A 21,118-nucleotide genomic window follows, 5' to 3' on the forward strand; every position below is an offset into this window, starting at 1 on the left:
AAAGTGCCCAGTCTTTCGTCACTTTCCCGCCTCAACTCCCCGGCTATACCGGCTGCCCCCGCATGATTTTGCCCGGTCTCCGCCGTTTACTTCGAACCTCGTTGCGGCGAGAACCACCCAAAACAGCAATAGGTTTCGCCTGGGAACTCCGATAAACAGCGGGCGTTTCCGGCAAGCTGTTAACCGCAGAAAGAAAAGAAGTGCTGCAAAGCGTCGTCGTTGCCATCGTCAGGGCCTGCACCCGGTTTGCCTCCCTCGTCGTCGTTATCGGGCTCCTGCTCTCGGTGGGCGCGGGCTATTACGCGTCCCGGCACTTCGCCATCAACACCGACATCAATTCGCTGATTTCTCAAAACCTCGACTGGCGCAAGCGTGACCAGCAATTTGACAAGGCGTTCGACCAGAATGAGCTGATCCTGGCCGTGGTCGAAGCCCGAACGCCCGAGATGGCGCGCGCAGCGTCGGACGCGCTCTATGCGAGGCTGAAGGGCGACAAGACCAACTTCCACTCGATGCAGCAGCTGGGCGGCGGCGAGTTCTTCGAGAAGAACGGCCTGTTGTTCCTGCCGACCGAAGAGGTCGGCAAGATCACCGGCCAGTTCGAAGCCGCCGCGCCCCTGATCGAGATCATGGCCGGCGATCCCTCGATCCGTGGCCTGACCGGCGCGCTGGAGACCGGACTTGCGGGCGTCAAGCGCGGCCAGGTCAAGCTCGACAACACCGAGCGGCCCTTCAACCTGATCGCGCAGACGGTCGAGACCGTGCTCAACAAGGGCGATGCGAGCTTCTCCTGGCGCGAGCTCGTCAGCGACGAGCCGCTGAAGGACAGCGACAAGCGCGCCTTCATCGAGTTCAAGCCGATCCTCGACTACAACGCATTGGAGCCCGGCAAGGATGCCACCGATGCGATTCGCAAGGCCGCTGCGGATCTGGATTTTCCGGCCAAGTACCAGGCGCGGGTGCGGCTGACCGGACCGGTCCCGATCGCCAACGAGGAATACGCCACCGTCCAGGAAGGCGCCGTCATCAACGGCATCGGCACGGTTCTCGTCGTGCTGGTCATTCTCTGGCTCGCGCTGCATTCGTCGAAGATCATCTTCGCCGTGTTCGTCAATCTGTTCGTCGGCCTTGCGCTCACGACGGCGGCAGGCCTGATGATGGTCGGATCGTTCAATCTGCTGTCGATCGCGTTCGCGGTGCTGTTCGTCGGCCTCGGCGTCGATTTCGGCATCCAGTACAGCGTCCGCTACCGCTCGGAGCGCTACAAGCACAACGATCTCTCGGGCGCGCTGGTGCTGGCGGCCAAGCGCTCGGCGGTGCCGCTGTCGCTCGCGGCGATGGCGACCGCCGCCGGATTCCTCTGCTTCATGCCGACCGACTACCAGGGCATCGCGGAGCTCGGCCAGATCGCCGGGGTCGGCATGCTGGTGGCGTTCATCTCGTCGATCACCGTTCTGCCGGCCATGCTGAAGCTGCTGAACCCGCCGGGCGAGAAAGAGCCGGTCGGCTACGCCTTCCTGGCGCCGCTCGACCACTTCCTGGAGAAGCATCGCGTGCTGATCGTCGGCGGCACGCTGCTGCTGGCGCTCGGCGGCCTGCCGCTGCTCTATTTCATGAAGTTCGACTTCAACCCGATGAACCTGCGCAATCCGAAGGCCGAATCGATCGCGACCTTCCTCGATCTGCGCAAGGATCCCAACACCGGCGCCAATGCCATCAACGTGATGGCCACGTCCGAGGAGCAGGCGCGACAGATCGAGGCGAAGCTGGAGAAGGTGCCCGAGGTGCTCAGGGTGATGTCGCTCAACAGCTTCGTGCCGCAGGACCAGCCGCCGAAGCTGAAGCTGCTCGCGCAGGGCGCCAAGGTGCTGAACCCCGCGCTCAACCCCGATCAGATCGATGCGGCGCCGTCGGACCAGGAGAACGTCGAGGCGCTGAAATCCTCCGTCGACAATCTGCGCCGGACCGCGGGCGACGCCAAGGGACCGGGTGCGGTCGCCTCGCGCCGCCTGGCGGACGCGCTCGAAAAGCTCGCCAATGGCGACGAGGCCACGCGCAACAAGGCGCAGGACGTGTTCGTCACGCCGATGAAGATCGTGTTCGACCAGCTCAAGAACGCGATGCAGGCCGAGCCCGTCACCCTGAAATCGCTACCGCCCGACCTCGTCAGTGCCTGGAAGAGCAAGGACGGCGTCATCCGCGTCGAGGCGCTGCCCAAGGGCGATCCCAACGACAACGACACGCTGCGCAAATTTGCGGCGGCGGTGCTCGTTGCCGAGCCGACCGCGATCGGCGGGCCGGTCTCGATCCTGAAATCCGGCGACACCGTGGTGCGGGCGTTCATCCATGCCGGCATCTATGCGCTGCTGGTGATCGGCCTGTTGCTCTGGATCACGCTGCGCCGCTTCGTCGACGTGCTGATGACCTTGGTGCCGCTCCTGGTTGCCGGCGCGGTCACGCTCGAGATCTGCGTCTTGATCGGCCTGCCGCTCAACTTCGCCAACATCGTCGCATTCCCGCTGCTGCTCGGCGTCGGCGTCGCCTTCAAGATCTACTACGTCGTGGCCTGGCGCTCGGGCAGGACCAATTTGCTCCAGACCAGCCTGACACGCGCGATCTTCTTCAGCGCGCTGACGACGGCGACCGCGTTCGGCAGCCTGTGGCTGTCGAGCCATCCCGGCACGTCCAGCATGGGCAAGCTGCTGGCGCTTTCGCTGGTGACGACGCTCGCGGCCGTGCTGCTGTTCCAGCCGGCCCTAATGGGCAAACCCCGCAATCTCAGGGAGTAGGCAGATGTCGCCGACCGGATCGGTGGCGCTCTTCTGACCGGGTTTGGCTGCGCCGGCGGGCTTCGGGACCGCGGGCGCAGGCGCTGGCGCGGCGGCAACCGTCGTACCTGCGGCTTTCGGCGCCGCGCCGGTGGGCTTTGGCGCGCCCTTGGCCATGGCATTGGCGGTGCTCGAGGGGATCGGCGGGCCAACCCGGGTCCAGGTCTCGCCTCCGCACAGGAAGCCCATCACGCAGCCCTTGATTTCGAGCTGGTCGGTGCCGGCAGGCGTGATGGTCGCGCTGTAGATCTGGCCGTCCTGGGCGTTATAGACTTGGCCCTCCCACTGCTCGGCGCCCGCCTTCTTCTTCATGTCGATCAGCGTCACCATGCCCAGCGTCGGCCTGTTCTTTTTCGAGACATCCGGATTGTTCTCGTCGCGCCCGCCGGGCTTCTTTTCCCAGGCCACGGCGCCCCACATGCTGCCATTGCATTGGGCGACGCGGATGTTGGCGACGCCGTCGGCGACCCGCCAGTCGCCGGTGGGATCGGCGGCGAGCGCCGGTGTCAGGCAGGTGTAACCGCCGGCCAGTATGAGACCGGTGTAAAGGGCTAAACGCATGGTAGTTCCTCGGCAGTGCAACATGGTTTAAAGCTGTGCTTGGAAAGTGGTCCGAAAAAGGGCAAAAGGCCGCACAGACCGTTTTCAGTGACGGTCCCTTTTCAGTTGACGAGCCGGCCCTCAACCGAAGTATGTAACGGATGCACAGCCCAAATCCAGACATGTCTCAGCTATTCGCGGACCGTCAGGCCCAGCGCAGCACCCTGCATAATCGGTATCTGAACGAGCAGTTCGTTCGGGTCCTCAAGACCATCGGCTACGACGTCGGCTTCCAGAAGGGGCAGGGGCAGTATCTCTACGATCGCGACGGCGCCCGCTATCTCGACCTGTTGTCCGGCTTTGGCGTGTTTGCGATCGGGCGCAATCATCCGGTCATGCGCGACGCGCTCAAGAGCGTGCTCGATGCCGACCTGCCCAACCTCGTCCAGTTCGACGTCTCGACGCTCGCCGGCGTGCTGGCCGAGCGGCTGCTGAAATACGTGCCCTATCTCGACAAGGTGTTCTTCGCCAATTCCGGCGCCGAATGCGTCGAAGCCGCGATCAAATTCGCGCGTGGCGCGACGGGGCGTCCCGGCATCGTCTATTGCGCGCACGGCTATCACGGCCTGACCTATGGCGCGCTGTCGCTCACCGGCGATTCGAATTTCCGCACCGGCTTCGAGCCGCTGCTGCCGGGCTGCACCCCGGTCCCGTTCAACGATCTGGCCGCGCTGGAAAAGGCGCTGGCCTCGCGCGAGGTCGCCGCCTTCGTCGTCGAGCCGATCCAGGGCAAGGGCGTCAACATGCCCACCGACGAGTTCCTGCCCGGCGCGGCGGCGCTCTGCAAGAAATACGGCACGCTGTTCGTCGCCGACGAGATCCAGACCGGCATGGGCCGCACCGGCCGCTTCCTCGCGGTCGAGCACTGGAACGTCGAGCCCGACATGGTGCTGCTGTCGAAGTCGCTGTCGGGCGGCCACGTGCCGGTCGGCGCGGTGCTGACGCGCAAGGCCATCTTCGACAAGATCTTCAACCAGATGGACCGCGCCGTGGTGCACGGCTCCACTTTCTCCAAGAACGACCTCGCGATGGCCGCCGGTATCGCCACGCTCGATGTCATGGAATCCGAGAAGCTGATCGAGTCCGCCGCCAAGCGCGGTGCCGAGCTGCGCCTCGCGCTGACGCGCATGGTCCCGGGTTACGAGCTGATGAAGGAAGTCCGCGGCAAGGGCCTGATGATCGGCGTCGAGTTCGGTCCGCCGAAATCGCTGCGCCTGCGCGCCTCATGGAACGTGCTGGAGACCGCCAACAAGGGCCTGTTCTGCCAGCTCATCACCGTGCCGCTGTTCAAGGACCACAAGATCCTCACGCAGGTCGCCGGCCACGGCAGCCACACCATCAAGCTGCTGCCGCCGCTCACCATTACCGAGGAAGACTGCAGCTGGATCGAAAAGTCGTTCGACGACGTCATCGCCGGCAGCCACAAGGTCCCCGGCGCGATCTGGTCGCTCGGCAAGACGCTGGTGGACAACGCGGTGAGAAGGTCGGCCTAGCGCAGGACGCGCCTGTGAATATGCGCGTCAGTCGGCAAACACCGTATTGAACATCGCTGCGGCATCGCCGTCCTTTGCGATGGCGAGGATTGCGCGGCGTTCCGTGCCGTAGAAGAGCGGAATGTCGATCCAGTCCCTGCTCCTGATCAGGCGCCGGTTTGCCGATGCGTTCTGCGCGACGCCGGACATGCCAATCAGAAAGTGCGTGTCGTCGATTTTTACGGACAGCGCGTCGATCGGAACGCCTTTGGCCTGCTCACTTGTTTTCAGCATCAGGCCCATCACCTGCTTGATGCGGCCGCCCGCGAAGTCGAGAGGCGGGGTGAAGTCGACCTGGACTGTGTGGCTGGCGGAGAGTGACGAATCGAAGTTGCGGCGAAAAGAGACTGTCATCCGCACACCTCGGGAAGGGATGACGACGTCGCCCCGTATGATGATGTCGCCGGGCGGCGCCGAAGGATCGGCCGTCCGCTCTGTCCGCCAAGTCACCTGGCCTTCAGCCTTGTCGCCCTGTCCTGCGCCTTCTTCGTAGAGGACAGCTTGCCGTGCGACGTCCCGTGTAGCTGCTTGCGCCAGCGCCGTAGCAGCCCAGGTCAGAGCGACAGCAAAAACCAGAATTCGTTTCATGACCTTGTAATTAGCAACGTGCGCCGGTGGATGCAACCGGGAGCTGTGTCGCCGCGGGGCCGCATTGCATGCCGCAGCGCGTCGAGACCTATTTCGTGAATTCCCGCACTGCCTGCACGACGGCACCCGGCCTTTCCTGCGCGACGCAGTGTCCGGCGTTGTCGAAAACCAACTCGCTCGCGCGCGGCATCAGCGACACGGCACGGCGCGCCATCTCCCAGTAGATAGGCCACGAATTCGCAGCGGTCGTGACGCGCACCGGGCAGTCGATTTCGGTGAGCGAGCCGAACGGATTGCCGCGGGTATCGCCGAGATAAACCTGCGTCATCGCCTCGTAGATCGGGCGCAGCATCGCCGCCTCGATCTCCGGTGTGCAGCAGAGCCGGACCCGGCCATCGTCGAGCGGCACGAAGCCGTGGCGCACATACGCCCATAGCGAGGTCTCGGTCCAGTCCGCAAACGCTGGCGATGTGCGGTAGCGCTCGTAGACGGCGGCGGCACTCTCGAACTCGACGCGCCGGCGCCGCGCGCCTTGCACGCGTGACAGGGAGTCTTCGTCCAATCCTCCGGAGCGTGCCGCCCTCGGGTCCATGACGGTCGGCTCCATCACGAACAGGCGCGTGAAACGGCCCGGCCGAAGCTTCGCTGCGAGCAACAAGTCCGTCGCGCCCGCGCTGTGACCGATGCCGTAGGCGTCACGCAGATCAAGCGTGTCGATCACCCGACAAACGTCTTCCGCAAAGTCCAGGAAATGAAAGGAAGCGGGCTTGTGGCTTGCGCCATGACCGCGGCGGTCGAGGGCATAGACGGTGTAGGTCGATGCAAGCCCGCGCGCGACCTCGTCCCAGACGTCCGCAACGAAACCGGTGCCATGGACGAGCAGGGCAGGCGGCTTGCCGCGCTCGCCCCATTGCAGCATGGCGATCTCTGCGTCGGCGGGACCGATTGAAAAGCGCTTACCAATCATGATGGCTGAATGCTACTTCGCATCTTCCAGGATCATCGTCGCACCCTTCTCCGCGATCATCGCCGTCGGCGTGTTGGTGTTGCCCGAGGTGATGGTCGGCATGATCGAGGCATCGACGATGCGCAAGCCTGCGAGCCCGTAGAAGCGCAGGCGCTCGTCGACGACCGCCAGGGGATCGCTGACCGCGCCCATCTTCGCCGTGCCGACGGGATGGAAGATGGTGGTGCCGATATCGCCGGCGGCTTTGGCCAGCGAGGCATCGTCGTCACCGACGGTGGGGCCGGGCAAATATTCGCTCGGGCGATATTTGGCGAGCGCCTTCTGCTGCATCAGGCGGCGCGTGGTGCGGATGGCGTCGGCGGCGACCTGGCGGTCGTCGCCGGTCGACAGATAATTCGGCGCGATGATGGGCTTCTCGTCCGGGCTCGCCGAGCGCAGCCGCACGGTGCCGCGCGAGGTCGGCTGGAGATTGCAGGCGCTCACGGTGATGGCGGGGAAGCGGTGCAGGGGATCGCCGAACTTGTCGAGCGACAGCGGCTGCACGTGGAACTGGATATTGGCGCGGGCGCGCGTCGCATCGGAGCGCGTGAAGATGCCGAGCTGCGAGGGTGCCATGGTCAGCGGGCCGCGGCGGCGGAAGGCGTAGTCGAGGCCCATCAACCCGCGGCGGAACAGATTGTAATAGGTCTCGTTCAGCGTGCGCACGCCCTCGACCTTGTAGATCGCACGCTGCTGCAGGTGATCCTGAAGATTGCGACCCACCCCGGGCCTGTCCATGACGATGTCGATGCCGAGCGGCGACAGCCAGTCGGCGGGCCCGATGCCGGAGCGATGCAGCACCTGCACCGAGCCGATCGAGCCGGCCGAGAGAATCACCTCGCGTTTCGCGCGCGCCTCGATCATCTCGCCGTTCTGGATGAAGCGCACGCCGACGGCGTGGCCCTGCTCGATGATCAGGCGGTCGACCAGCACATGCTTCTCGAGCCGCAGGTTCGCCCGCCTCAGGGCCGGCTTGAGGAAGCCGCGCGCCGAGGACCAGCGCCGGCCGCGCTTCTGGTTGACGTGGAAATAGCTGGTGCCTTCGTTGTCGCCGGTGTTGAAATCCGGGATGCGCTTGATGCCCATCTCCTCGGCGGCGTCCCCGACCGCATCGAGAATGTCCCATGACAGCCGCGGCGCTTCGATGCGCCAGCCGCCGCCGGCGCCGTGATGCTCGCTCGCGCCCAGAAAATGATCTTCGAGCTTCCTGAACAGCGGCAGCACGTCGTCGTAGCCCCAGCCGGTCAGCCCAAGCTGGCGCCAGTGATCGTAATCGGCAGCCTGTCCGCGCATCGAGATCATGGCGTTGATCGCCGAGCAGCCGCCGATCACCTTGCCGCGGGGATAGGCGAGCGCGCGGCCGTTCAGCCCGGGCTCGGCCTCGGTCTTGAACATCCAGTCCGAGCGCGGATTGCCGATCGCGAAGAGATAGCCGACCGGGATATGGAACCAGATCCAGTTGTCGTCGCCGCCGGCTTCGAGGATGAGGACGCGGTTCTTGGGCTCGGCCGAGAGCCGGTTGGCGACGATGCAGCCGGCGGTGCCGGCCCCGACGACAATGTAGTCAAACTCACCTTCGAGCCGCCTTGGCATTCTGCTTCCACCCAAACAGGCGTCACGCCAGGCTGGTCCCGGACATCCACGCGCTTTCTGTCCTAATAGTCGGACGTGGATGGCCAAGACAAGCTCAAGACAAGCTCAAGACAAGTTGGAGACGAGCTCGCCGCTAGCCCGGCCATGACGAGAGGACAGGGCTACCCTCGATCTGCGGGAGTTAGCTGGACTGACGCTTGCATGGTAGACAGTCCTGCATTTCAACAACGCTCGAGACCTCCATGCCCATCGTCAACCGCGTCGCCGACCTCCAATCCGACATTCAGGCCTGGCGCCGGGACATCCACCAGCATCCCGAGCTGCTGTACGACGTTCATCGCACCGCAGCATTCGTAGCGGACCGGCTGCGCGAGTTCGGCTGCGATGAGGTCGTGACCGGCCTCGGCCAGACCGGCGTGGTCGGCGTCATCAAGGGCAGCAAGCCGGCCGGCGAAGGTCTCAAGGTGATCGGCATGCGTGCCGACATGGACGCGCTGCCCGTCGACGAGCAGACCAACCTGCCTTACGCCTCCAAGATTCCGGGCAAGATGCACGCCTGCGGCCATGACGGTCACACCGCGATGCTGCTCGGGGCAGCCCGATACCTCGCCGAGACCCGTAATTTCGCCGGCGATGCCGTGGTGATCTTCCAGCCGGCGGAGGAGGGCGGCGCCGGCGGCGCGGCCATGGTCAAGGACGGCCTGATGGAGCGCTTCGGCATCGAGCAGGTCTACGGCATGCACAACGGCCCGGGCATCCCGGTCGGCTCGTTCGCAATCCGGCCTGGTCCGATCATGGCGGCGACCGACGAGGTCGACATCATGATCGAGGGTCTCGGCGGCCATGCCGCGCGTCCGCACAAATGCATCGATTCCGTGCTGGTTGGCGCGCAGGTGATCACCGCCCTGCAAACGATCGTCGCGCGCAGCGTCGATCCCCTGGAATCGGCAGTGATCTCGATCTGCGAATTCCATGCCGGCAACGCCCGCAACGTCATTCCGCAGACCGCGACTCTGCGGGGCACCATCCGCACGCTCTCGCCCGAGGTGCGCAAGCTGGTCGAGAAGCGCGTGCACGAGGTCGTGGCTGGCGTGGCGCAGATCACCGGCGCCAAGATCGACCTGCATTACAAGCGCAACTATCCCGTCGTGAACAACCACGCCGCCGAGACCGAGGTGGCGCGCCGCATCGCCAAGCAGGTTGCGGGCGACGCCAATGTGCACGAGATGCCGCCGCTGATGGGCGGCGAGGATTTCGCCTACATGCTGGAAGCGCGGCCCGGCGCCTTCATCTTCTGTGGCAACGGCGACAGCGCCGGGCTGCATCACCCCGCCTACAATTTCAACGACGAGGCGATCGTCTACGGCACGTCCTATTGGGTGAAGCTGGTCGAGGAACAGCTGGCGGCGTCGTAATTCACGCGGCGTGGGCAGCCTTCCTCTGCAGGGTCGCGGCGATTTTCAAGTCTTCGACAAAGCGCCGATATTCCAGCGCCTTGGCGTCCGGATCAGGCAGCCGCAGCAGATAGGACGGATGCACCGTGACCAGCGCTTTTCGTCCCTCGGGAAGCTCGATGAGGCGGCCGCGGGTCTTGCCGATCGGGGTGATCTTGCCGAACACGCTTTGCGCGGCGGTCGCGCCCATCGCCACGATGAGATCGGGCTGGATCGCCGCAACTTCCCGCTCGTACCATTGCCGGCAGGCGCGGATCTCGGGCGTGTTCGGCTTCTGGTGCAGGCGGATCTTTCCGCGCGGCACGAATTTGAAGTGCTTGACCGCGTTGGTGACATAGACTTTCTTGCGGTCGACGCCGGCCTCCTCCAGCGCACGGTCCAGCATCTGGCCGGCCGGCCCGACGAAGGGATGGCCGGCGAGGTCTTCCTTGTCGCCGGGCTGCTCGCCGACCAGCATGATGTTGGCGGACTTCGGGCCTTCGCCGAACACGGTCTGGGTCGCGTCCTTGTAGAGATGGCAGGCGCGGCAATGCGCGGCTTCCTCGCGGAGCGCCTCGAGATCGTCGGCAGCGGGCTTGCGTTTCATCGGAGCCTCCGGCCGCTTCTGGGGCTTGTGCGGATCGGTTGCGGCATTGGCGATCATAGCACCGGTCATGCGCTCGGCGTCCTCGATCAGGGGCTTAATGATCGAAGCCTCGGGCAGGTTCCTCCAGTATTTCTTCGGCATCTCGGCCTGCATTGCCTTCACCTTGAGCCGGGCCGGATTGAAGATGCTGGCGTAGTAGCGCCGCCAGGTTTCCTCGAGCCGGTCTTCGCTTGGCGCTTCGCTCTTGCTGACGCCCGGCGTGAACGAAAGCGAATGGCCATTCCAATGCGCGCAGAGGTCCGGGGTCAGGATCGACCAGGGCATGTCGGCAAAGCGCTTTGCGAAGAACGGCGCGGCGAGCTCGACGATGTGATGCTCCGGCTCGAACCAGGCGACGTAATGCGCCTCGCGTTCCCTGCCGATTTCGCGGAAACGCACGAAGGCATGCATCTTGTGCTCGTCGCGATGGACCGCTCTCGCCATGGCGGTGACTTGCGCCACGTCAGGATCGGTCGCGACCTCGATGAGGTCGTGATTGTCCTTCAGCCGGAACAGCAGGCGATAGAGGATGGCGAAGCGCTGGGGATCGCGGTGCAGGATCGCTGCCTTGGCGAGCTCGATGAATTTGCCTGACACGTTGAAGGTGCCGTCGTTCACCTCGAAGATCGGTGATGGCGTGGGCGGTGCGAACAAGTCCGCTTCACCGCCTTGCACGGTCCAGGTGACATCGGCCGGCTGGACGTGATGAAGCACGAGGCTGCGTGCGGCTTTGCGCCAGCCGTCGAAATCGGTTTCGGTGTCGAGGATGATGTATTGCATCAGAAGCCAAACCCCAGTTGCGTTGCCTTCGGTTTGAATCGTTCGATCAGTTGCGCGTCGTCGAGACGGTGTGGCGACGGCCGGTGATCGCTGAGGACGATGAACGGCATCGCCTTGTTGCGGGGCACATGCAGCCGCGCGAGATCGGCGAGGCGAATCGTGGTGGTGCGCCGCGCCGCGATGATGCGTTCGACCGCCTTGGTGCCGAAGCCCGGCACGCGCAGCAGCTCCTCACGGCTGGCACGGTTGACGTCGAGCGGGAAGCGGTCGCGGTGACGCAGCGCCCAGGCGAGCTTGGGATCGATCTCGAGCGGCAGCATCGCGCTGTCGTCAACGATCTCGCCGACATCGAAGCCGTAGAACCGCATCAGCCAGTCGGCCTGGTAGAGCCGGTGCTCGCGCAGCAGCGGCGGCTGCACCAGTGGCAAGGCGCGGCTGGCGTCGGGGATCGGGCTGAAGGCGGAATAGTAGACCCGCCTCAACTTGTATGAGCCGTAGAGATTTGAACTGGTGTGGAGAATGGTGTGGTCGGAGGCCGCGTCGGCGCCGACGATCATCTGCGTGCTCTGGCCGGCCGGCGCGAAGCGTTGCGGCTTGACCTTCGTTTTCGCTGCGCGGTTCTCCGCGGCCTCGTCGAGCTTCAGCCGCAGCCGGCCCATGGTGCGGCGGATCGCGCGCACGTCCTTCTCGGGCGCGAATTGCTGCAGGCTGGTTTCCTGCGGCATCTCGATGTTGATGGAGAGACGGTCGGCATATTTGCCGGCCTCCGCGATCAGGGCGTCGTCGGCCTCGGGAATGGTCTTCAGGTGAATGTAGCCGCGGAAGTGATGCTCCTCGCGCAGCTTTCGCGCGACGCTCACCACTTGCTCCATGGTGTAGTCGGGGCTGCGGATGATGCCGGAGGAGAGGAATAGGCCCTCGATGTAATTGCGCCGGTAGAAGTCGAGCGTCAGCTTGACCACCTCCTCGATGGTGAAGCGGGCGCGCGGCACGTTCGAGGAGGCGCGGTTGACGCAATAGAGGCAATCGTAATTGCAGGCGTTGGTCAGCAGCACCTTGAGCAGCGAGATGCAGCGTCCGTCCGGCGCATAGGAATGGCAGATGCCCATGCCGGGCGCGGTCGAGCCCATGCCCTTGCCGTCGCTGGAATCCCGCTTTTCGGTGCCGCTGGAGGCGCAGGACGCGTCGTACTTGGCGGCATCGGCCAGGATCTCCAGCTTACGTTGTACGTCCATGTCAAAATCCCATTGATTCCGCTGATGAATCCGCAAGCGCGCCAATTCGATTGACTCTCCGCGCGCCGTTAGCTTTATATTAGAACATATCATGAACAAATGAGCCAGCCGCTGGTTCTTCTTTTGAAGACCACGGCATCAATCTCTGAAGGAGCGGCGAGCATGAGCGGCGCACGTGGAAGCGCGCTTGCGATCTTGCGCGGCCAGATCGAGCGCATCGAGACGGCGGAGATCGTGCATCAGCACGATCGGGTGGCGCTCGGCCACAGCGGGATCGACGACGCGCTGAAGGGCGGGCTCGCGCGTGCGGCGATCCACGAGGTGTTTTGCGAGGGGCGCCAGGGCGTGGCCGCAACGGGCTTTGTCATGGGACTTGCGGGGCGCGTGACGGCACGCAAGCCGCTGCTGTGGGTGCGGCAGGACTTTTCGGAAGTGGAAACCGGCGCGCTGTCGATGAGCGGGCTGAAAGAGCTCGGCCTCGATCCGCGCCGCGTGGTGATGGTTCGCGCCGCCGATGTCGAGAGCGCGCTGCGCACCTCGGCCGATGCGCTCGCCTGCGACGCGCTGGGCGCCGTCGTGCTCGAGCTCTGGGGCGAGACCAGGCAGTTCGATCTGGTGGCGAGCCGCAAGCTGACGCTGGCCGCGCAAGGCTCCGGCGTCACCGGCCTGATGCTGCGCATGGCCGCGCAACCTTTGCCGTCGACCGCGGAGACACGATGGATGCTGCGCGCGGCGCATTCGCCGCCGGGACCTGTGTGGAGCGTTTGGGGCGCGCCGCGCTTCGATGCCGAGCTCTTGCGCAATCGTCATGGCCCCTGCGGCCGGTGGATCATGGAATGGAATTGTGATGAGTGCCAGTTCAGCGAGCCGTCGACGTATTCTCAGCCTGTGGCTGCCGCGCCTGCCCATCGACCGGATTCAGCGGTTCCTTGGGATCGCCGGGCTGGGTAAATCCGCTCATCCGAGCATCGTCGTCATCAAGGACAACAATGCGCTGGTGATCCATGCGCTGGACGAGGCCGCCGAGCGCCTCGGCCTGTACATCGGCCAACCCTTGGCCAATGCACGGGCGATGTGTCCGGATCTGAAAGTGTTCGACGCCGATGTCGCGGCCGATGCGAAGACGCTCAGCGATATCGCCGATTGGTGCGACCGCTTCACGCCGCTGGTGGCGCTCGATCCGCCGCACGGGCTGTTCCTCGACATCACCGGCTGCGCGCATCTGTTCGGCGGCGAGGCTGCGCTGCTCACGACGCTGGTTCGTGCGCTCGGCCGGCAGGGCTTTGCCGTCGGTGCGGCGATCGCCGGCACGTCGGTCTGCGCGCGTACGTTGACGCGGCAGGCTTCCGGCAGCATCGTCGCCGATGGCGGCGAGGCGGCGGCGATCAGCGCATTTCCGGTGTCCGCGCTCGGTGCAAGCGAAGCCATCACCACTGGCTTGCGCCGCGCCGGCCTGAAGACCATCGGCGACGTCGCCTCGCGCACACGAAGCGAGATCACGGCGCGGTTCGGCGCCCGGTTCTCCACGCTGCTCGCGCATGCGCTGGGGCAGGGCGATGCGCCGATCAGCCCGCGCAAGCCGCTGCCCGACTACATCGTCGAGAAGCGTTTCGCCGAGCCGATCGCGACCGACACCATGATTGCGATGACGTTGTCGCGGCTGGCCGACACGCTGATCGCCTCGATGGAGAAGCAGGGCAAAGGCGCGCGCCGGCTGGAGGCCGCCTTCTTCCGCACCGACGGCGTGGTGCGCGCGATCATGGTCGAGACCGGACGTCCCGTGACGAAAAGCGCGGTAATCGACCGCCTGTTCCGCGAGCGTCTCGATGCGCTCGCCGATCCGCTCGATCCCGGCTTCGGCTTCGACATGGTGCGTCTGTCGGCGAGCCGCACCGAGATCGTGGTGCAGGAGCAGCGCGATCTCGACGCCCATGTCCACGACAATGACGAACTCGCCGCGCTGATCGACCGCATCGCCGCGCGCATCGGGGGAAAACGCGTCGTCGTGCACCTGCCTGAGGATACCCATATTCCCGAATGTGCAGTGATGGCCGCCCCGGCGCAGCATCATCTTGCTGCCGCCATGCAGGCCGAATGGCCCGCGCGGGTCGAGAGCGAGCCGCCGCTGCGTCCCTTAAGGCTGTTCGACAAGCCGGAGCCGATCAAGGTGCCGTTCGCCGCCGTGCCGGATGGTCCGCCGCATCAATTCACCTGGCGCCGCGCGCTGCATGCCGTGGTGCGGGTGGAGGGGCCCGAGCGGATCGCGATGGAATGGTGGCGGCAGGACGGCAAGCAGCTGACCCGGGATTATTTTCGCATCGAGGATGCCGAGGGCCTGCGCTTCTGGATCTTTCGCGACGGTCTTTACGAGGGGGAAGTGTTCGACGGCGACGGCAAGCCCGCCTCGCCCGGCTGGTATGTGCACGGTCTCTTCGCATGAATATGCCCGTTTATGCCGAGATCGGCATCACCACCAATTTCTCCTTCCTGCGCGGCGGCTCGGATCCGCGCGCCTATGTGCATCAGGCCAGCGCGCTCGGCATTCCCGCGATCGGCATCGCCGATCACAACACGCTGGCCGGTGTGGTGCGGGCCTACAAGGAGCTCGACAATGACAAGGTGCTGCACAAGCCGAAGCTGCTGATCGGTGCGCGCATCGTCTTCATCGATGGCACGCCCGACATCTTGGTCTATCCGCGCGACCGCGCCGCCTATGGCCGGCTGTGCCAGCTCCTGACCCGGGGCAAGCGCGGCGACGACATCACGCGGATCGAGAAGGGCGAGTGCCGTCTCAGCCTCGCCGATCTGCTGGAATTTTCCGAAGGCCAGCTCCTGATCGTGACGCTGCCGCATCGCTTCGACCCGGCCCAGGCGCTGGACGTTCTGGCGCAGCTGAAGGCGGGCCGCGCCGAAGGCGTGTGGCTGGCGGCGAGCCTGGTCTATCGCGGCGACGACCGGCGCCGGCTGGCGCGGCTCGATGATCTCGCGATGAAGGCAAAGGTGCCGCTGCTCGCGACCAACGAGGTGCTCTATCACGATCCCGGCCGCCGTCCGCTGCAGGATGTGCTGACCTGTATCCGGGAAAAGACCACGATCGAGGCTGTGGGGCGGAAGCTGGAAGCCAATGCCGAGCGGTTCTTGAAGACACCGCGCGAGATGGCGCGTCTGTTCCGCGATTTTCCCGATGCGATCGCGGAGACCATGCGGTTTGCGGACGCCATCGAGTTTTCCCTCGATCAGCTCAAATACCAATATCCTGACGAGCCGGTGCCGCCGGGCAAGTCCGCACAGGGGCATCTGGAGGATCTGACCTGGGCGGGTGTCGAGAAGTATTTCGACGGCAAGATCGACGACAAGCTGCGGGCGACGCTCAACAAGGAGCTCGCGCTGATCGCCGAGCTGAAATACGCGCATTATTTCCTCACCGTGCACGACATCGTGCACTATGCGCGCAGCCAGAACATTCTGTGCCAGGGGCGGGGATCGGCGGCGAATTCGGCCGTGTGCTACGTGCTCGGCATCACCTCGGTCGATCCGACCAAGGTCGATCTGTTGTTCGAACGCTTCATCTCCAAGGAGCGGCTGGAGCCGCCCGACATCGACGTCGATTTCGAGCATTCGCGGCGCGAGGAGGTGATGCAATATGTCTATCGCCGCTACGGTCGCCACCGCGCCGCGATCATCGCGACCGTCATCCATTATCGCCCGCGCAGCGCCATTCGCGACGTCGGCAAGGCGCTGGGCCTGACCGAGGACGTCACCGCCGCGCTCGCCGACACCGTCTGGGGCAGCTGGGGCAAGGGCCTCAACGAGATGCAGGTCCGGCAGGCCGGGTTAGATCCGCAAAATCCCATGATCAACCTCGCGGTCGAGCTCGCAACCGAGCTGATCGAATTCCCGCGCCATCTGTCCCAGCATGTCGGTGGCTATGTGCTGACCCAGGACCGGCTCGACACCTATGTGCCGATCGGCAACGCCGCAATGGACGACCGCACCTTCATCGAATGGGACAAGGACGACGTCGATGCGCTCAGCATGATGAAGGTCGACGTGCTGGCGCTGGGCATGCTGACCTGCATCAGGAAGTGCTTCGATCTGATCGAGCAGCACAAGGGCGAGCGTTTCGTGCTGGCGAGCGTCCCGCAGGACGATCCCAGGGTTTACGACATGCTGTGTGCCGGGGAGTCGCTCGGCGTGTTCCAGGTCGAGAGCCGCGCGCAGATGAACATGCTGCCTCGGTTGAGGCCGCGGACCTTCTACGATCTCGTCATCGAAGTCGCGATCGTGCGCCCCGGACCGATCCAGGGCGACATGGTGCATCCTTACTTAAGGCGGCGGAACGGGCTGGAGAATGTGAGCTATCCCTCGCCGTCGCCGGAGCATGGCGACAGGGACGAGCTCTACAAGGTGCTGCACAAGACGCTCGGCGTGCCCCTGTTCCAGGAGCAGGCGATGCGGATTGCGATCGAAGCGGCACATTTCACCTCCGAGGAAGCCAATGGCCTGCGCCGCTCGATGGCGACCTTCCGCAATGTCGGCACCATCGGCCAATACGAGGAAAAGCTGATCGGCAACATGGTGGCGCGCGGCTACGATCCCAACTTCGCCAGAAGCTGCTTCGACCAGATCAAGGGGTTCGGCTCCTACGGCTTCCCGGAAAGCCACGCCGCGAGCTTTGCGCAGCTCGTCTACATCTCGTCGTGGCTGAAGCACTATCACCCGGATGCCTTCTGCTGCGGCCTGTTGAACTCGCAGCCGATGGGCTTCTATGCCCCGGCACAGATCGTCGGCGACGCCCGCAAGAACGGCGTCGAGGTGCGCGACATCGACGTGTCCTACAGCTTTGCGCAGAACACGCTGGAGGAGGGGAGCGGCAAATACTGTGCCGTGCGCCTTGGCTTCCGCCAGATCGACGGCTTCCACTGGCTGGATGAAGACGAGGAGCGGCTGAAACGCTCCCAGCTGTCATTCCGGGATGGTGCGTTAGCACCAGACCCGGAATCTCGAGATCCTCAGAGGCGCAATTGCCCACCAGAGTTCACGCTTCGCGCGCCCCGGAATGACAACATGGATAGAGTGCCCGACTGGGCCGACCGCATCATTGCCGCCCGCACCCGCCGTCCCTTCACCTCGCTGGAAGATTTTGCCCGCGACACCGGCCTGCCCAAGCGCGCGCTGATCCTGCTGGCGGATGCCGACGCGTTCCGCTCGCTCGGGCTCGATCGCCGCGAGGCGCTATGGCAGGTGCGGCGGCTGCCCGACGACGTGCCGCTGCCGCTGTTCGAGGCGGCGACCGCGCGCGAGCAACCGGACGAAGGCGCAAGGCCGCTGCCGCTAATGCCGCGCGCCGAGCAGGTGGTCGCGGACTACCAGACCATCCGGCTGTCGCTGAAGGGCCATCCGATGGAGTTCTTGCGCGAGATGTTTACGCGTGAGCGGATCGTCTCCTGCAAGGAGATCAATCATGAGAACGAGCGGCGCCGCGTCCGCTGCGCCGGCGTGGTGCTGGTGCGGCAACGTCCGGGCAGCGCCAGCGGCGTCGTGTTCATGACGCTGGAGGACGAAACCGGCATCGCCAATGTCGTGGTCTGGCCCAAGATCATGGAGCAATACCGGAAGGAAGTCATGGGCGCGCGGCTCATCGAGGTCCAGGGCTATATCCAGAGCAGCCCCGAAAAGGTGACGCATCTCATCGCCCAGCGCATGATCGACCGCTCGCACGATCTGGTCGGCCTCGCCAACGACGCTTTGAGCCGCCAGCATGCGGTGCCGGCAGGCGCCACATTGGTCGAGCCGCTCAACGAAGACCCTCGCGCGCTCGCGGACATGCCGGCGCAAAAGATCCGCCACCCCCGCAACGTCCGCATCCTGCCGCCGTCGCGGGACTTTCATTGAGGTGAGTGGCGCCGGATGCCGCCTCGAGTTTGCTTGCAACGACGGCGTGCGTCATTCTCGGTCGTCATGCCCGGGCTTGACCCGGGCATCCACGTCTTTCCGCGTGCTCCCGCACGACGTGGATGGCCGGGTCAAGCCCGGCCATGACGATGGAGGGAGTCGCGCAAGTCATGCTCGATTCAAAAATTCACCCGGTTCGAGATCGCGCCGTCCACCACGAGATTCGATCCCGTCGTGAACCCCGACACCGGGCTCGCCAGAAACACCGCCGCGTTCGCGATCTCCTGCGGCGTTGCCATGCGACCGGTCGGATTGCGCTTCATCGCGTCGTTGTAACGCTCCGGCATGTTCTTCTCGATCATCTCCCAGACGCCGCCCTTGAAATAGACGGTGCCCGGCGACACCACATTCACGCGGATCTTCTTCTTGGCGTATTGCCGCGCCAGGCCCTTGGCCATGTGGATCAGCGCCGCCTTGATCGGGCCGTAGGAGCTGGCCGTGTCGGCCTGCGCCGCCGAGATCGAGGAGATGATGACGACGGCGGCATCGCCGCTTCTCTCGCCGCTGGCTTCGAGAAACGGCCGCGCGGCGTCGAAGGCGTGCACAGCGCCGAGAACGTCGAGCCGGAAATTCTGCTCCCACGACGCGGCGTCGTGGCCCTGCGCCATTGCGCCGGCATTGGAGAACAGCAGGTCGATGCCGCCGAGCTCCTTCGCCGCGCCTTCGATCCACGATTTCAACGCCGCGCCGTCGGTGACGTCGACGGGGCCGCCGCTGGCTTTGACGCCGCTCGCCTTCAGTTCAACGACGGTGGCCGCAACCTGCTCCGCATTGCGTGCGCACACCGCGACATTGGCGCCTTCACCGGCGAGCGTCGCCGCAATCGCCCGCCCGATGCCGCGCGTGCCGCCGAGGACGATGGCGTTCTTTCCCTTGAGACCGAGATCCATTGTTATGTCCTTCTTGTTGGTGCAGAGAGAGTAGCTGTTTTGATAGGAATGCTGAACTATCAATTCGTCATTGCGAGCGCAGCGAAGCAATCCAGAAATGCTTCTGCGGCGACAGTCTGGATTGCTTCGTCGCAAGAGCTCCTCGCAATGACGTGGAGAGAGACCTCGCCCACCTCATTCCGGCGCCGCTCCCACCGGCGGGCCGCCGGGCGGGCGGTGCAGGAACGTCAGCGACGCATAGGCGCCGGTCCAGGAGCCGATTGCCGCGAAGGCGACGTAGAATGCGTTTTCGGTGTAACTGATCACGGCATAAGAGGAGAGCAGGTACCAGACCGCGCTCCAGTTCGCCGCCGGAATGCGCTTGCGCGCGATCACGGCCGAGGTGAACATGACGTAGACAGCGTCGGTGGCCGCCGTCGCGATGAACACGGCAGCTGCGATGAGGGGATCGATGGCGGCCATTGCATTCCCTTATGTGCTGATGGATGGTCGTAAAAATACAGCATGATCCGGAAAAGTGTGCAGCGGTTTTCCGAAAGATCATGCTCAACTGCAAGGGAGAGAAGCAGCCATGCAAAGCCCCGCCGATATCCTCAAGGATATCTGGACCTCCGCCGGCGGAGATCCGGCCGCGCTCGAACGCGTGCGGCTGACCGGCGAGGAGCCGCAGATTCCCTCTTCATTTCGCGTGGCCGTCGCCGGCCAGACCACCATCGCCGCCGCCGGCCTCGCCGCGGCCGAGATCTGGCGGCTGCGCAGCGGGCAGATGCAAGACGTCTCCGTCGACATGCGCCACGCCGTCGCCGAATGCCGCTCCGAGCGCTATCTGCGTCTCGACGACAAGCCGCCGCCGCCGGCCTGGGACGCGATTGCCGGCGTCTACAGGACCGGCGATGGCCGCTTCGTTCGCTGCCACACCAATTTCCCGCATCATCGCAAGGCCGTCTGCGAGGTGCTCGGTTGCGAGCCGGAGCGCGACAAGGTGCAGGCTGCGCTGATGCAATGGAGTGGCGAGGATTTCGAGACGGCAGCTTACGCGGCGGGCGGCGTGGTTGCGCTGATGCGGAGCTACGACGAATGGTCGGCATTGCCGCAGGCGCGCGCGCTCGCGCAATTGCCGCTGATTTCGATCGAGAAGATCGGCGAAGCCCCGCCAAAGCCGTGGCCAAAAGGCGATCGTCCGCTCGAAGGTCTTCGCGTGCTCGATCTCTCCCGCGTCATCGCAGGCCCCGTCGCCGGCCGCACGCTCGCCGCGCACGGCGCCGATGTGCTGCTCGTGTCGGGGCCGGCGCTGCCGGCCATCGATTGGCTCACCATCGATACCGGCCGCGGCAAGCTCAGCACCTTCATCGAGCTGAAGACCGACACGGGCAAGGCGCAATTGCGCGAGCTGCTGGAGGACGCCGACATTTTCTCGCAAGGCTATCGCCCGGGTGCGCTTGCCGCGCTCGGCTTTTCGCCGGAGGATGCAGCGAGGATCAATCCGGGCATCGTCTATGTGACGCTGTCGGCCTATGGCCATGCCGGGCCCTGGGCCGCGCGCCGCGGCTTCGATTCCCTGGTGCAGACCACGACCGGATTCAATCACGCCGAGGGCCGAGCCGCCGGCCTCGATGCTCCCAAGGAATTGCCGGCGCAGATACTCGACCACGCCACCGGCTATCTGATGGCGTTCGGCGCGATGATGGCCAAGATGCGCCAGGCCCGCGACGGCGGCAGTTGGCACGTGCGTGTATCGCTGGCGCAGACCGGGCGCTGGCTCTGGAATCTCGGTCGGCTCGAAGGCGGACTGAATACCCCGGATCTTACGGGCGAGGCCGTACATGCTGCGTTCATCGAGAGCATGCCATCCGGATTCGGCATGCTGAAGGCGGTGCGCCATTCGGCGCTGCTGTCGGCGACGCCGGCGCAATGGTCTCGTCCGGCGATGCCGCTCGGCTCTCATCCGGCACATTGGCCGGCGCGAAGCTGACATGAAGCTGACAGGTCGCGATATTTTTTACGCAAACCGAAGGGCGCCAGCGTTTTTTAG

The 21,118-nt window shown here is 64.9% G+C and carries 15 protein-coding genes; 7 read left to right on the forward strand and 8 right to left on the reverse strand.

Annotated elements, in window-relative coordinates:
- Positions 1-200 precede the first annotated feature (200 nt).
- Positions 201-2,789 (forward strand): hopanoid transporter HpnN, encoded by a 2,589-nt coding sequence (gene hpnN / locus K410_RS0113350; RefSeq protein WP_028135334.1) that lies wholly within the window; start codon positions 201-203, stop codon positions 2,787-2,789.
- Here hpnN and K410_RS0113355 read toward each other — a convergent pair.
- Complete coding sequence (locus K410_RS0113355; protein ID WP_028135335.1) at positions 2,757-3,389, reverse strand: DUF2147 domain-containing protein; 633 nt, start codon at positions 3,387-3,389, stop codon at positions 2,757-2,759. The two genes, hpnN and K410_RS0113355, sit on opposite strands and share 33 nt — an antisense overlap.
- 140 nt (positions 3,390-3,529) lie before the next feature.
- On the opposite strand from K410_RS0113355, the gene hpnO reads away from it, so the two are divergent.
- Positions 3,530-4,921, forward strand: a complete 1,392-nt coding sequence (hpnO, locus tag K410_RS0113360; protein WP_028135336.1) for an aminobacteriohopanetriol synthase HpnO — start codon at positions 3,530-3,532, stop codon at positions 4,919-4,921.
- Positions 4,922-4,948: 27 nt separating this feature from the next.
- Here hpnO and K410_RS39480 read toward each other — a convergent pair whose 3' ends face one another.
- The 3 genes from K410_RS39480 to K410_RS0113375 form a co-directional block, all read right to left on the reverse strand.
- A complete protein-coding gene (locus K410_RS39480; protein ID WP_155253381.1) occupies positions 4,949-5,548 on the reverse strand; it encodes a hypothetical protein in 600 nt (199 codons plus the stop codon).
- An 88-nt stretch (positions 5,549-5,636) separates the two neighbouring features.
- Positions 5,637-6,467, reverse strand: a complete 831-nt coding sequence (locus K410_RS0113370; protein WP_245269371.1) for an alpha/beta fold hydrolase — start codon at positions 6,465-6,467, stop codon at positions 5,637-5,639.
- 60 nt (positions 6,468-6,527) lie between these two features.
- Entirely contained in the window at positions 6,528-8,147 is a 1,620-nt protein-coding gene (locus tag K410_RS0113375) for a GMC family oxidoreductase (RefSeq protein WP_028135339.1), read from the reverse strand.
- Between the two features lie 242 nt (positions 8,148-8,389).
- Between K410_RS0113375 and K410_RS0113380 the strand changes: the two genes are divergently transcribed.
- The gene (locus tag K410_RS0113380) at positions 8,390-9,562 is read left to right on the forward strand and encodes a M20 aminoacylase family protein (RefSeq protein ID WP_028135340.1); all 1,173 of its coding nucleotides are present in this window, start codon (positions 8,390-8,392) and stop codon (positions 9,560-9,562) included.
- Position 9,563: 1 nt separating this feature from the next.
- Here K410_RS0113380 and K410_RS0113385 read toward each other — a convergent pair whose 3' ends face one another.
- Positions 9,564-11,006, reverse strand: coding sequence for a UdgX family uracil-DNA binding protein (locus tag K410_RS0113385; protein ID WP_028135341.1), 1,443 nt, complete (start codon positions 11,004-11,006; stop codon positions 9,564-9,566).
- Positions 11,006-12,241, reverse strand: a complete 1,236-nt coding sequence (locus K410_RS0113390; RefSeq protein WP_028135342.1) for a putative DNA modification/repair radical SAM protein — start codon at positions 12,239-12,241, stop codon at positions 11,006-11,008. The genes K410_RS0113385 and K410_RS0113390 overlap by 1 nt, the downstream gene beginning before the upstream one ends.
- Positions 12,242-12,403: 162 nt before the next feature.
- Here K410_RS0113390 and K410_RS0113395 point away from each other — a divergent pair, with 162 nt between their 5' ends.
- The 3 genes from K410_RS0113395 to K410_RS0113405 are packed head-to-tail and all read left to right on the forward strand — an operon-like array spanning position 12,404 to position 18,136.
- On the forward strand, positions 12,404-13,192 hold the full coding sequence (locus K410_RS0113395; protein ID WP_028135343.1) for an ImuA family protein: 789 nt from the start codon (positions 12,404-12,406) through the stop codon (positions 13,190-13,192).
- Positions 13,089-14,681: a Y-family DNA polymerase gene (locus K410_RS0113400; protein WP_049820033.1), complete on the forward strand. Its 1,593-nt coding sequence runs from the start codon at positions 13,089-13,091 to the stop codon at positions 14,679-14,681. Before K410_RS0113395 ends, K410_RS0113400 begins: the two co-directional genes overlap by 104 nt.
- Positions 14,678-18,136 (forward strand): error-prone DNA polymerase, encoded by a 3,459-nt coding sequence (locus tag K410_RS0113405; RefSeq protein ID WP_028135345.1) that lies wholly within the window; start codon positions 14,678-14,680, stop codon positions 18,134-18,136. The genes K410_RS0113400 and K410_RS0113405 overlap by 4 nt, the downstream gene beginning before the upstream one ends.
- Before the next feature lie 179 nt (positions 18,137-18,315).
- Here the strand turns inward: K410_RS0113405 and K410_RS0113410 are convergent, their stop codons facing one another.
- Positions 18,316-19,086 (reverse strand): SDR family NAD(P)-dependent oxidoreductase, encoded by a 771-nt coding sequence (locus K410_RS0113410; RefSeq protein WP_028135346.1) that lies wholly within the window; start codon positions 19,084-19,086, stop codon positions 18,316-18,318.
- A gap of 174 nt (positions 19,087-19,260) precedes the next feature.
- The gene (locus K410_RS0113415; protein WP_028135347.1) at positions 19,261-19,548 is read right to left on the reverse strand and encodes a hypothetical protein; all 288 of its coding nucleotides are present in this window, start codon (positions 19,546-19,548) and stop codon (positions 19,261-19,263) included.
- A 109-nt stretch (positions 19,549-19,657) separates the two neighbouring features.
- Here K410_RS0113415 and K410_RS0113420 point away from each other — a divergent pair, with 109 nt between their 5' ends.
- The gene (locus K410_RS0113420; protein ID WP_028135348.1) at positions 19,658-21,058 is read left to right on the forward strand and encodes a CoA transferase; all 1,401 of its coding nucleotides are present in this window, start codon (positions 19,658-19,660) and stop codon (positions 21,056-21,058) included.
- Positions 21,059-21,118 lie beyond the last annotated feature (60 nt).

The sequence above is a fragment of the Bradyrhizobium sp. 22 genome, assembly GCF_000482425.1.
GTDB lineage: Bacteria > Pseudomonadota > Alphaproteobacteria > Rhizobiales > Xanthobacteraceae > Bradyrhizobium > Bradyrhizobium japonicum_B.

What these genes read in the sequence shown, in the direction of transcription:
- K410_RS0113420 (WP_028135348.1), top strand. Translation starts at nt 19,658, where the DNA reads ATGCAAAGCCCCGCCGATATCCTCAAGGATATCTGGACCTCCGCCGGC.
- K410_RS0113410 (WP_028135346.1), bottom strand. Translation starts at nt 19,086, where the DNA reads ATGGATCTCGGTCTCAAGGGAAAGAACGCCATCGTCCTCGGCGGCACG.
- K410_RS0113395 (WP_028135343.1), top strand. Translation starts at nt 12,404, where the DNA reads ATGAGCGGCGCACGTGGAAGCGCGCTTGCGATCTTGCGCGGCCAGATC.
- K410_RS0113355 (WP_028135335.1), bottom strand. Translation starts at nt 3,389, where the DNA reads ATGCGTTTAGCCCTTTACACCGGTCTCATACTGGCCGGCGGTTACACC.
- K410_RS0113385 (WP_028135341.1), bottom strand. Translation starts at nt 11,006, where the DNA reads ATGCAATACATCATCCTCGACACCGAAACCGATTTCGACGGCTGGCGC.
- K410_RS0113415 (WP_028135347.1), bottom strand. Translation starts at nt 19,548, where the DNA reads ATGGCCGCCATCGATCCCCTCATCGCAGCTGCCGTGTTCATCGCGACG.
- K410_RS0113370 (WP_245269371.1), bottom strand. Translation starts at nt 6,467, where the DNA reads ATGCTGCAATGGGGCGAGCGCGGCAAGCCGCCTGCCCTGCTCGTCCAT.
- K410_RS0113400 (WP_049820033.1), top strand. Translation starts at nt 13,089, where the DNA reads ATGAGTGCCAGTTCAGCGAGCCGTCGACGTATTCTCAGCCTGTGGCTG.
- K410_RS0113405 (WP_028135345.1), top strand. Translation starts at nt 14,678, where the DNA reads ATGAATATGCCCGTTTATGCCGAGATCGGCATCACCACCAATTTCTCC.
- K410_RS0113375 (WP_028135339.1), bottom strand. Translation starts at nt 8,147, where the DNA reads ATGCCAAGGCGGCTCGAAGGTGAGTTTGACTACATTGTCGTCGGGGCC.
- K410_RS0113390 (WP_028135342.1), bottom strand. Translation starts at nt 12,241, where the DNA reads ATGGACGTACAACGTAAGCTGGAGATCCTGGCCGATGCCGCCAAGTAC.
- hpnO (WP_028135336.1), top strand. Translation starts at nt 3,530, where the DNA reads ATGCACAGCCCAAATCCAGACATGTCTCAGCTATTCGCGGACCGTCAG.
- K410_RS39480 (WP_155253381.1), bottom strand. Translation starts at nt 5,548, where the DNA reads ATGAAACGAATTCTGGTTTTTGCTGTCGCTCTGACCTGGGCTGCTACG.
- K410_RS0113380 (WP_028135340.1), top strand. Translation starts at nt 8,390, where the DNA reads ATGCCCATCGTCAACCGCGTCGCCGACCTCCAATCCGACATTCAGGCC.